At 42.0% G+C, this 16,612-nt stretch carries 20 protein-coding genes; 10 read left to right on the top strand and 10 right to left on the bottom strand.

The genetic code is table 11. The features are described 5' to 3' along the window. Positions 1–125: 125 nt before the first annotated feature. The 4 genes from ACFFGT_RS07505 to ACFFGT_RS07490 all read right to left on the bottom strand — a co-directional run bounded on the left by ACFFGT_RS07505 (position 126) and on the right by ACFFGT_RS07490 (position 2,614). The gene (locus ACFFGT_RS07505; RefSeq protein ID WP_377021895.1) at positions 126–584 is read right to left on the bottom strand and encodes a GyrI-like domain-containing protein; all 459 of its coding nucleotides are present in this window, start codon (positions 582–584) and stop codon (positions 126–128) included. A 94-nt stretch (positions 585–678) separates the two neighbouring features. Next, on the bottom strand, positions 679–1,101 hold the full coding sequence (locus ACFFGT_RS07500) for an SRPBCC family protein (RefSeq protein ID WP_377021894.1): 423 nt from the start codon (positions 1,099–1,101) through the stop codon (positions 679–681). Then, on the bottom strand, positions 1,089–1,544 hold the full coding sequence (locus ACFFGT_RS07495; RefSeq protein ID WP_377021893.1) for an EVE domain-containing protein: 456 nt from the start codon (positions 1,542–1,544) through the stop codon (positions 1,089–1,091). The genes ACFFGT_RS07500 and ACFFGT_RS07495 overlap by 13 nt, the downstream gene beginning before the upstream one ends. Positions 1,545–1,666: 122 nt before the next feature. Next, positions 1,667–2,614 (bottom strand): helix-turn-helix transcriptional regulator, encoded by a 948-nt coding sequence (locus ACFFGT_RS07490; protein ID WP_377021892.1) that lies wholly within the window; start codon positions 2,612–2,614, stop codon positions 1,667–1,669. Positions 2,615–2,668: 54 nt separating this feature from the next. Between ACFFGT_RS07490 and ACFFGT_RS07485 the strand changes: the two genes are divergently transcribed. The 4 genes from ACFFGT_RS07485 to ACFFGT_RS07470 all read left to right on the top strand — a co-directional run bounded on the left by ACFFGT_RS07485 (position 2,669) and on the right by ACFFGT_RS07470 (position 6,001). Next, positions 2,669–3,109, top strand: coding sequence for a putative signal transducing protein (locus ACFFGT_RS07485; RefSeq protein WP_377021891.1), 441 nt, complete (start codon positions 2,669–2,671; stop codon positions 3,107–3,109). A gap of 61 nt (positions 3,110–3,170) precedes the next feature. Continuing rightward, a complete protein-coding gene (locus ACFFGT_RS07480; protein WP_377021890.1) occupies positions 3,171–4,181 on the top strand; it encodes a glycosylasparaginase in 1,011 nt (336 codons plus the stop codon). A 156-nt stretch (positions 4,182–4,337) separates the two neighbouring features. Further along, entirely contained in the window at positions 4,338–5,090 is a 753-nt protein-coding gene (locus ACFFGT_RS07475; RefSeq protein ID WP_377021889.1) for a copper homeostasis protein CutC, read from the top strand. A 113-nt stretch (positions 5,091–5,203) separates the two neighbouring features. Beyond that, the gene (locus ACFFGT_RS07470; RefSeq protein ID WP_377021888.1) at positions 5,204–6,001 is read left to right on the top strand and encodes a hypothetical protein; all 798 of its coding nucleotides are present in this window, start codon (positions 5,204–5,206) and stop codon (positions 5,999–6,001) included. Between the two features lie 2 nt (positions 6,002–6,003). Here the strand turns inward: ACFFGT_RS07470 and ACFFGT_RS07465 are convergent, their stop codons facing one another. Both ACFFGT_RS07465 and ACFFGT_RS07460 read right to left on the bottom strand, forming a co-directional pair. Continuing rightward, positions 6,004–8,844: a hypothetical protein gene (locus tag ACFFGT_RS07465; RefSeq protein ID WP_377021887.1), complete on the bottom strand. Its 2,841-nt coding sequence runs from the start codon at positions 8,842–8,844 to the stop codon at positions 6,004–6,006. A 760-nt stretch (positions 8,845–9,604) separates the two neighbouring features. Next, entirely contained in the window at positions 9,605–9,820 is a 216-nt protein-coding gene (locus tag ACFFGT_RS07460; protein ID WP_377021886.1) for a hypothetical protein, read from the bottom strand. 155 nt (positions 9,821–9,975) lie between these two features. On the opposite strand from ACFFGT_RS07460, the gene ACFFGT_RS07455 reads away from it, so the two are divergent. Then, complete coding sequence (locus ACFFGT_RS07455; protein ID WP_377021885.1) at positions 9,976–10,368, top strand: VOC family protein; 393 nt, start codon at positions 9,976–9,978, stop codon at positions 10,366–10,368. 34 nt (positions 10,369–10,402) lie between these two features. On the opposite strand, the gene ACFFGT_RS07450 is transcribed toward ACFFGT_RS07455, so the two are convergent. Then, a complete protein-coding gene (locus ACFFGT_RS07450; protein ID WP_512700655.1) occupies positions 10,403–11,674 on the bottom strand; it encodes a metallophosphoesterase in 1,272 nt (423 codons plus the stop codon). A gap of 833 nt (positions 11,675–12,507) precedes the next feature. Between ACFFGT_RS07450 and ACFFGT_RS07445 the strand changes: the two genes are divergently transcribed. Further along, positions 12,508–13,368, top strand: a complete 861-nt coding sequence (locus ACFFGT_RS07445; protein WP_377021883.1) for a glycoside hydrolase family 16 protein — start codon at positions 12,508–12,510, stop codon at positions 13,366–13,368. 110 nt (positions 13,369–13,478) lie between these two features. Continuing rightward, positions 13,479–13,679, top strand: coding sequence for a hypothetical protein (locus ACFFGT_RS07440; RefSeq protein WP_377021882.1), 201 nt, complete (start codon positions 13,479–13,481; stop codon positions 13,677–13,679). A 93-nt stretch (positions 13,680–13,772) separates the two neighbouring features. Here the strand turns inward: ACFFGT_RS07440 and ACFFGT_RS07435 are convergent, their stop codons facing one another. After that, positions 13,773–13,919: a hypothetical protein gene (locus ACFFGT_RS07435; RefSeq protein WP_377021881.1), complete on the bottom strand. Its 147-nt coding sequence runs from the start codon at positions 13,917–13,919 to the stop codon at positions 13,773–13,775. A gap of 122 nt (positions 13,920–14,041) precedes the next feature. Beyond that, positions 14,042–14,719: a Pr6Pr family membrane protein gene (locus ACFFGT_RS07430; RefSeq protein ID WP_377021880.1), complete on the bottom strand. Its 678-nt coding sequence runs from the start codon at positions 14,717–14,719 to the stop codon at positions 14,042–14,044. Between the two features lie 333 nt (positions 14,720–15,052). Here ACFFGT_RS07430 and ACFFGT_RS07425 point away from each other — a divergent pair, with 333 nt between their 5' ends. The 3 genes from ACFFGT_RS07425 (at position 15,053) to ACFFGT_RS07415 (ending at position 16,367) form a co-directional block, all read left to right on the top strand. After that, positions 15,053–15,208, top strand: a complete 156-nt coding sequence (locus tag ACFFGT_RS07425; protein ID WP_377021879.1) for a hypothetical protein — start codon at positions 15,053–15,055, stop codon at positions 15,206–15,208. A gap of 85 nt (positions 15,209–15,293) precedes the next feature. Further along, positions 15,294–15,782, top strand: coding sequence for a VOC family protein (locus tag ACFFGT_RS07420; RefSeq protein ID WP_377021878.1), 489 nt, complete (start codon positions 15,294–15,296; stop codon positions 15,780–15,782). Between the two features lie 99 nt (positions 15,783–15,881). Then, a complete protein-coding gene (locus ACFFGT_RS07415; RefSeq protein WP_377021877.1) occupies positions 15,882–16,367 on the top strand; it encodes a M15 family metallopeptidase in 486 nt (161 codons plus the stop codon). Between the two features lie 9 nt (positions 16,368–16,376). Here ACFFGT_RS07415 and ACFFGT_RS07410 read toward each other — a convergent pair whose 3' ends face one another. Continuing rightward, entirely contained in the window at positions 16,377–16,592 is a 216-nt protein-coding gene (locus tag ACFFGT_RS07410) for a hypothetical protein (protein ID WP_377021876.1), read from the bottom strand. Positions 16,593–16,612: the final 20 nt, after the last annotated feature.

Here is a 16,612-nt window from a genome sequence, read left to right as displayed (position 1 = left end):
GGTTGCCAAGAGAGCGGATGACTTGTGACTGTATCATCCTAAAATAGACTTACGTAGAAGGCACAAGTCACCCCTACACCATCCGCCACACAAGACTTGCGCCAGAAAAAAAGAAGGTGGATACATTAATTATTCACCCCAACAAAAACCTCTACTTCTGCATCGCCGGGATTCTGTGACCTGTCGCCATACACATCAAAATCAGCCATATATTTTCGGTCTATATCACTCGTCCAGATCTGGTGCCAGGTTTCCCCTACAGATTGCGGCAGTGCTCCCTTGGCTACATAGCGGTTATAATTTCCGGGGGGCACAGTGATGCAGATCAACCCTTCGGGAATGTTATCTTTAGTGGCTACCCTGCACCCAAGTACCGTGGTATAAAAGCCATCCTTATCGCTTTCATAATCGGTGTAAACACAATAAATATCATCGCTGAGGCGGTTCACCACCTGCTGCAAAACATGCTCGCTCATAAACCAATTCCAGAGCCCGGCAATGTCCTTCATCGCCTGCCCGTTCTGATTTGTGGTACGCACCGAAATTCCGACTAAAAAGAAGCCTTTTATTGTTACTTTATCCATATTCAGGGCTATTACTATTTGTTATATTGATCTATAATTAATTTTTAGTCAAATAATTATAATATTTATATAAACAATAAGTTTACTATTATAATTACTCAATCAGCTTTCTCAATTCCTCAAAAAGGCCTTTCCAGTTTTGCTCTGAATGTGCTTTGGCCTCTTCGTTTTTTACGTTATCCTGGGTAACGGTAAGTTCCGTTTCACCATTATTTTCGGTTAAGTTATAGGTGATATTAGCATAGTTTTCGGGCTTATCTTCGGTGCCGCTCATGCTGCTCCAATAACTATATTTTACAAAGGTACCCGGGTCAATATCCAGGATGGTTCCATGATCCTCATACTTATGCCCGTTCCATTCTCCGCTGAATTTGATGGGCTCCCCTACCCTCCAGCTTGATTCAAGATTAGTACCAAAAAAGTATTCTTTTACCATAGCCGGATCGGTAAGACCCTGCCAAACTTTGGTCATTGGTGCTTCAAATTTTACCTGCACATTTACTGTTAATTTTTCCATAATGTAGCTTTATTTAATAGTGGTTTATCTTCGGTTATCATCTGCTCTTTTATCTTTTCAAAATCAGTGCCGGGAACTTCAAAAAATCCAAACCTGAAGTTGTATCCCCATGCTTTTTTATTGGTGATAAAATCGAGCTCGCCAATCATTGGCGCTATCGGTGCCTCGGCACATTCGTAGTAATTTACATTGCGCCGATAAGGTGTAAAATCAATGGCCATTTGCTTTTGATAGATATCTTCGTCCCGCACCTGGCCAATGGCAGTAAAGGCCTGTAAAGGTTCATCGCCGTTCATCTTTTGTTTAGGAGAGTATACCGCTACCCAGTCGCCGACCGCCATACGTTTAAGCGGCGCCAGCTTACCATGATTGGCCTGAATAAAGCCTCCGGAAATCCCCCTGCTAATGTGATCTTTCGATACTACTATTATCCAATGTTTCATAAGTGTATGGTTTAAATTACCAGCAAAAACACGACCAATAAAAGCCTTGCCCTGCTATTATGAAACAAAGTAACAGTACACTGGTGACAGCCTTATGTCAGCAGGAAAAAAACGAATGAAAATTAATTTATTTTTTGGTTGATGGTTGCGGTGATTTCCCGCACACGCTGCAACAGGGTATCGGGTTTAATGATCTCGGCACGATCGCCAAAGGTCATGTACCAACGAGCAAAACCCTCAATGGATATGGTAAGGAAAGTCATCTCAATTTTATTGCCGACAGTTTTTTCCGACACAAAACCACCGTAATATTTTTGATGATCCAAATAGCTATGGATCTCTTTGTCAACTTTAATCACAACCTGTTCAAGCTGCTTTTCACAGGCCATTTTATCAATGTAATCTTTTAGCGTAGGGTGCTTGCTGTTGATATAACTTTTATCGGTTACTGCCAGTTTCTTGATCCGGTCTATCCTGAAGTCGCGGTAGTCATTACGAAGGCGACAATAAGCTATCAGGTGCCAAAAACTATCCAGGAAAAAAACACCCACAGGCTCTACCTCACGTTTGGTATCTTCCTGCGAGTGGGCAGCAAAGTAATCGATGCACATGATCTTTTTGCATATAATGCAATCCAGTATGGTTTGGATATGATCGATACTTCCGGCCTGCTTTTGGCGGTGGCTTTTCAGTACCTCAATACTGCCATCAAGGTTTTCCAGAGCATCCTTTTCGGATGATTTTAAAATAGCCCGCACCTTATACATGGCCGATTGGTATTGCGCCATGGTTGAAGTGTCGGTAAGCTTTTCAACAAACTTTTCGGCTGTTAAAAAAGCGGTGGCTTCCTCGCGGGTAAACATAACCGGGGGCAGACGGTAACCATCCATAATGGAATAGCCAACCCCTGCTTCGCCTATCAATGGAATCCCTGCTTCTTCAAGCGTTTTGATATCGCGGTAAACCGTACGCAGGCTAATGTTGAACCTATCGGCAATATCACCGGCTTTAACCACCCTGCGTGATTGTAGTTGGATCAAAATGGCTGATATTCGGTCGATGCGGTTCATGGCGTCCAAATTAAATAAAAAACATTTTACCTTTGATTAATATTTATCTACAAAATGACTGCTCAACCCGAAGAAAAGATCATAACATTTGAAACCTATTACGATGTTATGCTGGCACATATCATCCGTACCAAACTGGAGGGTTATGGTATTCCCTGTTTTATCGCCGATGAAAACACCATCGGCTCCAACCCGCTTTACAACCAGGCGGTAGGCGGCATTAAACTTAAAATATTTGAGCGCGACCTGGAACGCTGCCGTGAAATTTTAGCCGCCGAAGGCGATCTGCATGACCAGGACCATGTGGAAATTGATGACGAAACGCTTAACGCCGTGATCTGTCCATATTGCGGTTCTACCAACGTTCGATACGGTTCCGCGACCGAAAAAAGGGTTCACTGGTTTACGGCCATCGTTTCATTTTTATCGATGATATTTCCATTTTACAGCCGCAAAGCATGGCACTGTTTTAACTGCCAGCGCGATTTTGAATAGCACAACGGTCATCCAGCCATAACCAAACGGTTTTTATAGCTGTTTTTTATATATTAGCGCTATGTACAACCGCCGTAAGTTCATCAAATTATCCGCAGCAGGCGCTTCATTTGCAGCGCTTTCTAATTCTGTTATAGCAAAAACTGTCATTTCTAAACCCGAAGGTGGTTATCCTATTGTTATTTCTACATGGGATTTTGGCATCATCGCCAACAAAGGAGCATGGAAAGTACTATCAGCCGGAGGCCGCGCGCTTGATGCCATTGAGGCAGGCGCACGCATCCCCGAAGCCGAAGATATCACTAACCATACTGTAGGCCGTACAGGCCTGCCCGACCGTGATGGCCACGTAACCCTCGACTCATGTATCATGGACGAGTTTGGCAACTGCGGGTCGGTAGCTGCCATGGAGGATATAGCTCATCCAATTTCGGTAGCCCGTTTGGTGATGGAAAAAACCCCTCACGTAATGCTGGTTGGCGAAGGTGCAACCCAGTTTGCCGTTGAACAGGGCATGAAAAAAGAAAAACTGTTAACCCCCGAATCTGAAAAAATCTGGAAAGAATGGCTTAAAAAAGCCCAGTACAGCCCCGTAATGAATATTGAAAACGGTGGTAAACCGGGCAATAAATACAACCATGATACCATTGGTATGCTGGCCCTTGATGCTAAAGGAAATATCTCCGGTGGTTGCACTACCAGCGGCATGGCCTTTAAACTGCACGGTCGTGTTGGCGACAGCCCTATTATTGGTGCTGGTCTTTATGTAGATAATGAGGTTGGCGGCGCAACATCAACAGGTGTTGGCGAAGAAGTGATCCGCAATGTAGGCAGTTTTTTGGTAGTTGAGCTGATGCGCCAGGGTTTATCGCCAGAGGATGCCTGCAAGGAAGCGGTTAACCGCATCATCAAAAAGAAACCGGAAATAGCTAAGAACATCCAGGTTGGCTTTTTAGCTATCAATAAAAAAGGAGAATATGGTGCTTATGCCATACAAAGCGGTTTTTCATACGCCGTTTGCAATGCACAGCAACAGGACCTGCTAATACCGGGAAAGAGTTATTATAAATAGAGTTTAGTTAGTTCATAGATCATGGTTGATGGTTCATAGCTATATGATCATGGTTCATTGTTGATAGTTCATAGCCGAAATAGTCATATGATTTTTTTCTATGAACCATGATCTATTAACCATGAACTATTCCATGAATTAAAAATATAAAAGAAAATGTATCAACCCGTATCGCTCGAAGTTTGCGCTAATTCGGTTACATCGGCCCTGGCAGCCCAGGAGGGCGGCGCTGTGCGCGTTGAACTTTGCGAAAATTTGAAGGAGGGCGGTACTACCCCCTCACACGGTACTATATTAATGGCACGCAGCCTGCTCCATATCAAGCTTTATGTGCTCATCCGCCCCCGCGGAGGCGACTTTTTGTACAATGATATGGAGTACAAGCTCATGATGGCCGATATCAGGTATTGTATTGATGCCGGGTGCGATGGCGTTGTGATAGGCATACTTAAAGAAGACGGCACAATAGATATACCACGCTGTACCGAAATGGTACGCCTTGCCCGGCAATGGGGCCTGGGTGTTACCTTCCACCGCGCTTTTGACATGTGTATCGATCAGCATAAAGCCCTTGAAGAAATTATTGAAATGGGCTGCGAGCGTATCCTGACCTCGGGCGGTAAAAGTACTGCTATTGAAGGCGCCAGCAACTTAAACCGCCTTGTTGAACAAGCTGCAGACCGGATCAGCATTATGCCAGGCAGCGGTGTAAGTGAAGCCAACGTGGCCGATCTTGTTCATTTTACAGGGGTAAAAGAAGTTCACTCATCGGCAAGGATCAAGATCCCCAGCAAAATGAAGTTTCATAATGAGCATATCATGATGAGTGCCGAAGCCGGCGATGAATACAGCATTGATGTAACCGGGGTTGATCGGGTTAAGGAATTGATCAGGCTGGCGAATAGTTAGATAATAGATTCAAGAAACAAGATATCAGGACATAAGACTGATATCTTGTAAATTTCATTAAGCAACATTCCCTCGGGGCTCTCTACCTGGAAACCCTAAGAGGAGATAATTAAATGAAGATCGCAAAAAAGATATTGTTCATTTTACTTTCGCTGACCACTTGTGACGGTTACTGCCAAAATCTGGATAGAACATTCTATCTTAAATTTGAAGCAATAGCAAACCAGGAAAAATCTGCAGCCCGGTTATATCAGCGCGTTGACAGCATTAAGCAAACCCGGGAACCTGTAAATAGCAATATAAAACTTGTATATGACAGAGACGTTGATTTCGGATACACACACCGTTTAATAAATATAACACTTAACGGTACTTATGATTATCATATAAATTTATTGGTACATAATGACACTATTTGTTTAAGTTCAGTTTTATACGGCCAGGGAGCATCAATACGCTATAATGATTACGATAGAAAATCCAACATACTCAGAAATCATCCTAAAATAGATACAGTAAAGGCTATACAGTATCTAAAATTAAGAAATGCATTTTACGACTATGCAAAAACTATTGACGATCTTAAAAACGAGTTAAACGAGCATGAAATGTTCGGATTACACTGCGGTGATGGCGCAAATGAAACTGACGAAGCAAGATCAATAGATAGCCTTGCAAAGCATAAACAGATCGCAAAATTAAGGGAAATGCTTGTTAGCATATGCAGTGAGACACAAGCTTACGGTATTTATGGTTACATGCGTTTGAAAAAATACGCGTTCAAAATCACCAAGAAGGACCTGCGAATTTTCAATTATCTGGTTAACAGAAAAACTCATCTTTATGAATGTCATGGTGATATAGCCGGTGTGTTTCCAAGAGATGGTTACATCAGAAACAAAGCTTATTAACATCAAAAGAAAGTTACCGGCAAAACCAATTCTATCCTGTTGCGTCCTGTTCCTCCAAAAAAGTCCTCATCCAGCAACCTGCTGTACCTGATACCGAATGTGATGCTATTTTGATTAAAGAATTTAGTATCGAAATACAGCGTTCCCCCTGCCGACCGGAAGTTTTGTTTGAAGCTGCTGCCATCAGTAAAAAAGTTGGAGGCGTTGGCATGGGTATAGTCAAAAAACAATGCCCCGCGCAGGCGTAGCAGGTAAAACAGGTTACCAAAGCCAGCATCAGGATAAGCTATCGGTAGATGATAAGTCAGACCTACCTTGTTCATATTGTCCAGGTTTTCCGCAGTATAACCTTTGGAGAAAGGAAAATCATTGGAGAAACTGATCACGTTATCCTTACCTTTTTGCTGGTGCGCCAGGCTGATCACCAAATTGTGGTTTACAAATAAACCTGGAAAATAAAAGTTACCTGTGGCCAACAACTGCGTTGCCCGTGAGCCCGAAATTGCCGATTTGTAATTAACCCCTATGCTTTGTGCAAACCGGGGGTAGATATTTTTTTGCGCCTGCTGAGTCTGATTACTAAAGCTGATGTAATTGTTAAGATAAGTATATGACCTGTCGGCAAAGCTGTTTTTGTAGGCTTGCTGAAAGTTAATGCTGTTAAAATACAGGTCGCTGCCAAAGGTAAGGCCCGTTGTGCGCTTGCCTTCACTAAAATTGAGCGGCACACGCAAACCGCCATGCACGGCAGTTTCGTTCCAGTAAACGTATTGCCCCTTATAAAAACTCCGCCTGTCGAGCGTGTAATCGGCCCCGGCCGAAATGTAAGGGAACAAAGCACCATAAACGGCATCAAAGCCAAATTGCTTGTACCCCTCATTGGTATTATAATCAAAAGATAGTTCGGACTGGAAAGTATTCAGCACGTTCTCGCCGGTAATAGCGAAGGAATAGTTAGGGTCGCTGATGTTAGGGATGATACTGTGAAAGTTAAACAAACCATGCGCTTTGGAATAATTGGTAACCGGCAATGGCTTATCAGCTATCCCCGCAACCATATTAGCAGCCGAATCTTTTTTAAGCGCTGTGATACCCAAGTCAGGCAGGTAACGTGCATAATCCGCTCCTGCAGCTATCCATTTCAGGTCTTTTTTATTAGCCTGGTTAATTTGATAACCATCAGCAGTAAAACCCACCCAGGCCAGTTTATTGTCGCTTACTGCAGGCTGATAGTAACCTATGCCACTATCTTTGCCGGTAGGCAGCATCTCGTAAACGCTTTTTTTGGCAAGCATTAGTACAAACAGGCGGTCGTTTTTGCCATCGGTTTGCGTAAAGTAAAGTGTATCTTTTTTCAGGGCGATAAAACCTATCGGGCGATAACTTAAAGGCGTTAAATAATCTGTTTTACCTGTAGCAATCTCCGTAAGTGCAATCCCCATTTTGCCTTCCTTATTACGTGCTGCCGACAACAGCCTGCCATCGCCATAAAATTTAGGATAAGTATAAAACAGCCCCTGCGGGTTTGGGATTTCCTTTTGAAGTTTACCCGTTGTATCCAAAATATGCAGCCTACTTGCGCCCGATGGATCAACCTGTACCGCAACAATACTTTGGCCATCGGCACTAAAAGCAGGTGAAAAGTATTTTGCTTTAGATGTGATGCGATGTTCCTGCCCTGTTTTTGCATCAAGGAGCATCAGTTCGCTGTAGTTACGATAGCCCCAGCGTAAATCGGGCCGATAGGATGCATAAACTAAATGACCATTGTTATAATCAAAGTAACTATCCAGTGAATAGGAACGAGTACTCAGCTTTACTTCCTTATCACCTGTTTTGATAACAAAAGCCGGCAAATGATCATAAGTATTTTTAGCGTAGATAAGCGTACTGTCGTTCACAAATGCCGGATATTGCCGGTTGGCATCAAAGTGCTTTTTCCGTTCGGCAACCGGTTGGGTGTTATCTTCAGCAAATTGCTGTTTGAAATAGCTGAAACCGTTATTTGAAAAGGTTTTGAAAGTTTCGCCGGTATACTTTTTAACAGCCCACTGAAAAGGATAAAACCCTCCGCGATATGCTGCAGCGTCATGTGTTACGTTTTTCCACAGTTCGCTGCCATATTTTTCGCGACCGTAAGCCACCATCATATAGCCAAGGGGATAATGATCGGGCACATAATCGCGGTATGAGCCATTGCGGAGCTTCATATAGCTGTAGTTTTTATCTGCTGCCCACAAGGCGCGGTAGCCGGTAAAAAAATAAGGTAGCCTGCCCCTGCCCTGTTCACTCACTAAGGTTTCGTTAAATACGGCATCGCCTTCAAAAAACCAGTTGGGTACGGCAAGATCATTACCCAGCGCCTGCCCGCCTTCGCCAAAAATTATGCGGAGAAAATGCGACAGGCCTACGTTAAAATTATTGTACTGCTGCACATGCCTGTACTCGTGAATAGCCAGCTGTTGCGGCCATGGCAGGCTGCCAATATCAAAACTATTTTGTTCTGGGGTTAAAAAAAACTCGCTTCTGAAGGGGGCTAATCCCACATAACCATTGGCTACTGTAGTTTGGTTTTGCAATACAATACTGATCTGTTTTTGCTTGGAGCCGATTGTTGGCCGCACCAAACCGCTCATTTGCTGAACAATATTAGCAACCCGTAATCCCGCCGAATCCAAACCAGCCGGGAATATTACCCGGGCAGGTGCTGTGTTTACCTGTTTCCACTTTATTGATGGCGGGTTACCGCCAAATACCTGCGCTTTTGACAATGTTGCAGAAAGTAACAGCGCCGGAAGTATTAATTTTTGAAGCGTTTTATAACCGGTAAACAGATGATTCATTGAGGGTGAAAGTAAGTACAAATTGTAATTTAAACAACATAGCCGCTTACTGAACGCTTATTAATTTGAACTGGTATAAAACAAAAAACACCCGCCAAGTCGACGGGTGTAAGACAAGGTTAAGGTTTAGGTTTTTAATATTATATCAATTATTGAAAGGCAACATTAGCAGCCTGTTATAAGTAGTGATAATTTCTGTTTGGTAAGTTTCAATCAATGCATAAATTTCAACATTAAAAAACGCCCCCGCAATCCGTGAAAACACGGTATTTAAAGGGGTGTTTTAACGGTAGAAATGATTTTAAAAAAGCACCAGGAAACCGCTTCGGTAAATAAATCTTCGCCAGGGTTTATTACTAATTCATAAGATGTAAATCCTTTTTTAACATATCATTTCGTAATATATATATTAGTGGACAAATGAACATTATTCAGAAATGGAGATTAAGGGGACTAATCCTGATACTTTTCAGTATTGGAATTGCATACTTAGGCGCAAAGCATCACTTCGCGACTACCAAACCCGGACATACGTGGGGTAGCATTTTGATGATGTTATCATTACCGCTTATTCTGATAGGGCTTATTCCTTTTATAGCCATTAAAAGCGGTAGAAGTTACTATAAAAAAAATAGGCGGAGATACTAACCCGGTCATCCAATTTTATTGAGAAGATAAACTATTGTTTTGTTCCGTTAAATAACGGTGATCATTAACCATTATAATAAAAACCCGGTTAATTATTGCCGGGTATACTGTTTTATATTTTAATGATTTTACCGCCGTTTTGTTTGGAAGGCTTATGGGAATCGGGCTTAGGAATGTGTTTTATAATGGAGATTAGTGCATGGGCAATAGTAGCCGTTGCTTTCACGCCAAAATGCACAAAAGGTTTCATCACTTCCCAGGCATTGTTATGCTGATGCTGTACCTGCGGGCCATGTTTGCCTATTCGTTTCATATTGTTGGATGCCATAATTTTAGTTTTAGTTTAATACCTGATATTATAAGCTATAAATCACTTGTTTTGTTTTCAAGGAACCAACACACGTATAAGAATTTAAATATCAATACATTACAAAACAACAGGTTTTATTCTATACATTTATGCAGCCTAAATCGCACAAACAAATGGAAATACAAAACCACATTGGCAGGTTAATCATTTTGGTTAATGATTATGAAGAAGCCCTTTCTTTTTACCAGGATAATTTTAACTGTAAAGTATTGGTTGATTATACCACCGCCGAAGGCCAGCGTTTTTTGCACATTAGCTTTGATACGGAGAATGCTATAGGTATTTGGTTTTTAAAAGCCGATGGTGATGCGCAACAGCCAGGCCATCAAACCGGAGGCCAGCCAACTTTTGTCATGTACACCAATAAGCTCGACGCCTTATATCAAAAACTGGTTAACAATAATGTCACTATTAAAGTTAAGCCGGTCTATGCCGATGCCTACAGCTTTTTCCACTGCTATGACCTATATGGTAATGAAATTATTGTTACTGAGCTGAAAAGCTGAGATATAGCAAAATGAAACGCTGTACATTAACACTTTAGGAAACCGAACTTTTCTTTTTCAACTCAATAACCGTAACCTCTGGCCAAATGCCTAACCTGCCCGAAAATGCCAGGAAGCCGAAACCACGGTTCACATATAGGTAGCGGTTCTTTTCATTAGCGAGACCGGCCCAGTCAACATAGCGGTATTTTACAGGGCTCCACCTAAACCCAGGGATCTCTACCCCAAACTGTGCACCATGGGTATGCCCGGATAGGGTAAGATGAATGGTTGTAGCATTATAGCGCACCTGCTCTTCCCAATGGGTGGGATCGTGCGAAAGCAGTATTTTAAAAGCATCTTTGGGTACACCCTGAAGCGCTTTGTTCAAGTCGCCCACCTGTATAAAACCCCTGCCCCAGTTCTGGATGCCGATCAGGGAGATTTTTTGTCCTCCTTTTTCAATGGTCACATTTTCATCGAGTAATAGGCGATAGTCTAAAGCTTTGTGGTGTTGTTTAAGCTTATCCAGGTTGGCAGCCTTCTCCTGCTCGCTATCCCAAACGATATAATCGCCGTAGTCATGGTTACCCAAAATAGAAAACTGCCCGTAGGGGGCTTTGATCTGCCCGAACCTATCGATGTAAGGCTCAATTTCCGATGCTGCATTATTTACCAAATCGCCGGTAAAAACAAACAGGTCACTTTTTTGCGCTTTGGCCAGGTCGATACCGCGCTGCATAGCTTCTGTATTGTCAAAACTGCCCGAATGGATATCAGAGAGCTGGGTGATGGTAAAGCCATCAAAAGCATCGGGCAAATCCTTAAAATAAAGCGTGGCTTTATGCAGCTTATAATCGTACTTACCCTTAAACATGGCATAAAAGAACGATGTAAAGGGCACTGCAGCTACCAGCACAGCTATCTCGCTGATAAATTTACGCCTGCCGGGAAAAGCTGATTGACCGTTTGCACTACCCGAACGACTGATCATATTAAATATACCGACAAAAAATCGCCCAAGATCACCAAGGGACAGCACAATCAGAAAAACCAACTTGGTAATAAAAAACGTAAGAAACAGGCTCAACATCCACTCATGAAAAGGGCGCATGCCATTTGCCGTACTAAAAGCGCCAAAGCCAAGTAAAAACAAAGCCGTTACGCCTACTGATATGATTAAATACCCCCACAAAACAATACTGCGCCACAGGTTTGATTGCCAGTCGGCAGTTAAAGTTTTAAGGCCGGAGTGTACGTACCAATCAAACAATAAACTAATAAATGCGATGATTGCAAACACCCGCAAGAAACCACTATTGTGCATATAAATGTGTATAAGACTGCAATTTAAAAAAGTAAAGGTAATTAGAGGGTAAAATTGCAGAGGGAGGGTACGATCCAGGGGCAAAAACCTTTGTCATGCTGAGTGTTTAAATCCGTTGGACTCTGAAGGTGCAATGACATCTCCACCACGTCATTGCGAGGCACGAAGCAATCCCCGACAGGCAGGTAAAAGGCTTTTTTCTATGGACTTACATCGTCGCGCTCTTGGCCGCGCGGGGCCAGATACTTTTGTCTTGACACAAAAGTATCCAAAAAGTCAAGTCAGCAGATAGGCTTCTTTGTGCACACCCCGTCCCGATGTCCATCGCGGAAGCCTTTGCCCTGCAAAGCGGTCAGAACCACGGGCTGCAATTATTTTGCCCTGCTTCGCACCCACTCACCCGAGCTTCTGCAAAAACTTGCTATGCCCCTTCCTGCGCTCAAGGCCATCATTGTTCTGCCCGCTTTCACCCGAAGCTTACCTGCTGACGAGAACATTCTTTATTTATCATGTCATGGGTAGGTACGAAGCATCTTCTTCGCCCTGTATAGCAGATTTGCCCATCGAAGAAGATCCTTCGTGCCTCAGGATGACAGTTTTTTTAAATTATGTCATGGGTAACAATTGAAACATCTTCTTCGACATGCATCCAATCCATGCTAATCCGAGAGACATGATGCAGAAGATCTATTCGCTATCGCTCAGGATGACAAAAGGATTTATATTGGTTTACGTACACTCCCCTTTGTAAAATTATAATCTCAATCAGCAATCCTTAAATCCGTATCATCCAATTTATATACTTTTAAACCCTCATCCCACATTATCAAAAAATGAAGCTAAAACATCTGCTGCTATCAGCAACACTTTTAACAGCATCGCAAGTATTTGCACAAAAGCAACCTAAAACAGATACTGTTTTCTTTGAAGATTTTAACAAACCTGCCCTCAACAGGGCCAAATGGAACGTTGAAATTACGGGTCATACGGTTAATGATGAGCAGCAGGCCTATATTGATTCGGCAGCTACCATTTATATGATCGATGGTAAAGACGAAGGGGCTACAAACGGCGCTTTAGTTTTAAAGGCTTTGTATCAGCCGGGCTTTACCAGCAAAGAGCAGCGTAAATATGATTTTATTTCAGGGCGCATCAATACCCGCGCTAAAATGGAATTTACTTATGGCACCGCCTCATGCAGGATGAAAATGGCATCAGGAGCAGGCTTGTGGCCTGCGTTTTGGGCACTGGGAAATGGCAAATGGCCCGATTGCGGCGAAATTGACGTAATGGAAACCGTTGGCGACTCGAGCTGGGTAAGCCATGCTTTACACGGCCCCGGTTACTTTGGTAATACCCCACTTGCAAAACGTGTATTTTTCCCGGCAGGCATTGATGTTACACAATGGCACGTATATTCGGTCGATTGGTCGCCGGAGAGCCTTGTGTTTAAGGTTGATGGCAAAGTAACCTATACAGTGACAAAAGCCATGGTTGAAAAATATGGCCGCTGGGCTTTTGATAACAAAAAATTCATCATCCTCAATTTCGCATTAGGCGGCGGTTATCCCGGTGGCGTTAATAAGGTTACGAAGCCATATCATGGCCTATCAGAAAATACACTTAACAAAATAAAAGCCGGCGATGCCAAAACCATTGTTGACTGGGTGCTGGTAACTAAAACCGCGAATTAATATTGTTGACACATTTGTAAAATAAAGGTTATTTAAATTTTACTTTCATAAAACACACGGTAAATTTTATTGCCATATTTTTGAATTATTAAAAACAACATCATCTACCCATGGCAATATTAACCGTTCAAATACCCGACACAGAGATCCTCACACTATCAAGTATAGTTGAACAAATATCAGGCAGCATCATCAAAGTTACTGCCGAAGAAGACATCAACCACGGCGATTGCATTTTGCATAGAGACGATCTATTTATTAAAAACAAACTGGAGAGCAGCCTTCAATCGCAGCACCTCTGGAACGATTGATTTTTCAATAAAAACGATCCCGGTTTTTAATCGCCATAAACAAAACAGGCCGTGCTGATGAAGCACGGCCTGTTTTGTTGTATTTAGCTGTATTTAATTATGTATAACTACGCGTTCGTGTACACGAACCCTTTCATCGTGGCGGTGCCTGCGGCGTTCCTGGTATTCGGCAGAGCAGCTTGTAAAACCCAGCGCTGCCAATATTAGCAGTGCAATTGAGCGTGAAACAGTGGTTTTCATAGCAAATGATTTATAAGTTTTAAATAGATAATTACATCTGATCACTTATCATGCCATAAGGAAAAAATAACAACCGCGGTAAAGGGAATGTTACAGTAGGGTATTCTTCAGTTAGCAAGGGGTTAAACGATAGCTCCGGAATTCCGTTTTACCATGAGCCGGTTAATCCAAACAAACAAAAAACCAATAAGAAGGAAGGCTATAAGCATCAGTAATGAATTTATTGCCACCTGTGATACGCCCAATTTATCGATATTGAGAAAGGGATAGGGATATAAATGACTGATACTGCCGCGGATAAATACATACACCGAATAGATGAAAGGAACCCAAAGCCAGTTTAAAGCCTCTATCCATTTTAAATTGGCTTTTGGGGCGTATACTAACCAATAAACTACAAACAAAAGCGGGTTAACGGAGTGCAGCAATTCATCTGCAAGCTTAAATAACCCTTCGGGATGCCACAAATTGCGGAGCACCAGGTTATAAACCAATCCTACTATAGTGATATATAAAGCAATGGCGCTTAAAATGCGGGGTTGAAAAAAGTATTTCCCTAAGCGGCTATTAGTTTTAAATAATGCAGTAAGACATATGGCTGCAAGCAAATTAACAAGTATTGTAAAAAAACTAAATAGTTGCACCAGTGTACCCTCAAGGCTTCGTCCTGCTTTTAAATATGTTGGTATTGATATGGTTATTTGTAAAATTAAACCGAACCATAAAACACTAACAGTAGACACATGCAACCATTTACGGCCTTTTCCCGTATCATTAATATATAGTTTATATTGTTCCATAGCTGTTTTACAGAGTTTTAATTTATTATAAACCTCCCGGTAAAATAAGAACAAAATAGATATTACCCCAAAACATATAATAAATTGCTTAGGTCAGTAACCTAAAGCGAATTTTATACGTATTATATTTTATGGAGGATTTTATTCTAAATTAGCACTATCTTAACTTTTTGGGATAAAATAAGATAAGTATCTTCATAAGTTGAACGACCTGATAACTAATCGCAATTAAAAATTTAATTAAACGCCAGATGAAGTATGAGGGGCTATGTAAATATACCAGGGTCGGTTAATTGTAACTGCTGCAAGGTTTGCGGTGCAAGGCCAATAATTGTGCTGATTAAAGATGTTGGATATGTGGTTAAATGCCCTGTTGATGACAGCCATTACAGGACCCATCCGGGCCTTATTGATATTAATGACTGGAACATACACAACACCAATTGCATTAACCAGCAAGAGGAAAAACTGATATTCAGTTTTCATTGAATGCATTTGTGTAATTTATTTGTGCACTGTTTAAACCGCAATGCCAAACCTATATCTTTAGGCAATTAAATTACCAATCCTAAATATGAGCTCTTTATCAATAATCATTAAAACAGCTAAAATAACCATGCTGCTGTTGGCAGTAACCGTGCTTTTACCAATAGTTTGTCAAGCCCAAAACGGCACCGATATCTCGCCAGTGGTTGACCATATTGCCATTACCACCGGTAACCTTAAAAAAAGCACCGAATTTTATACCAAAGTATTACATCTTAAAAAAGTTGACAATCCGTTTGCCGATACCGTACACCAATGGTATAGCCTTGGCAACAATGTAAAGCTTCATGTTATACAGGCCGATCGTAATGAAAAACAGGTTAAGGGGGTACACCTTTGCTTCACTGTTTCGTCGGTAAAAGAGTTTGCCAAAACACTTGATCAGATGAATATCCCATATTCAAACTGGAAAGGCGATAGCAAAGAACCTACCTACCGTGCCGATGGCGTACTGCAATTATATTTTCAGGACCCGGATGGTTACTGGATTGAAATAAACAGCCCGGCTAAAAAATAACACCTACCCAAATACCGTGTTTTAACGGATTGACAAATAGCTGAATATCAATTAAATTAGCAAAACAAACCTAATTTATTCACAATAATCCATAAGGCTATGTCAAACTTTTTTAAAGATGTTATCATGAAAGATAGCAGGCTCAATTCGGTTGAGTGTATCAGCGATCCCAACTTACTTGAGCCGGTTACACGCCAGCTTGTTTTTGATATTATTGCCGCAGCTAAAAGTCAGGGTATAAACCTCATGATATTTGAAACTTACCGCAGCCAGGCCCGGCAAAAACATTTATTTGACACCGGCAAAAGCAAATTAGAAAAAGTAGGTGTGCATCATTATGGCTTAGCTTGCGATATTGTGCTTAACGTTCACGGAAACCCGTCATGGGATTCGGATTTTGCCTTTTTAGGTAAACTGGCCCATAGCCATAAAATGATATGGGGAGGCGATTGGGGCACTCCCAATCAGCATCACAGCTTTATTGATGCCGACCACGTACAACGCTGCCGTATTAAAAGACAGGATGCCTTATTTGGCGGCACCTGGTACCCTGACGATGCTTACAATCCGTATACAGATGTGTAGCTAAACTGATCAGTAGCTGAGCTCCTGGCAATGGATGCCTGCTTTTTGCAACAGCGATTCGATGTAACGCGGTGAAAGGTCCCTGGCCTCTACCCGTAAAATATTGTCGCAATCTTCCAGGTCAAAGTTCCATTGGGCTATAGCAGGCACTTTGGTTAATAAATTTTGTACCCGGCTCACCTGCCGTTTCTGTCTTACGCTTGTTGCAAATACCAGTACATCCATTGAAATGTTATTTTGGGGTA

It is taken from the genome of Mucilaginibacter angelicae (assembly GCF_042434235.1).
Taxonomy (GTDB): domain Bacteria; phylum Bacteroidota; class Bacteroidia; order Sphingobacteriales; family Sphingobacteriaceae; genus Mucilaginibacter; species Mucilaginibacter angelicae.
This window is presented reverse-complemented; position numbering and strand designations above follow the sequence as displayed.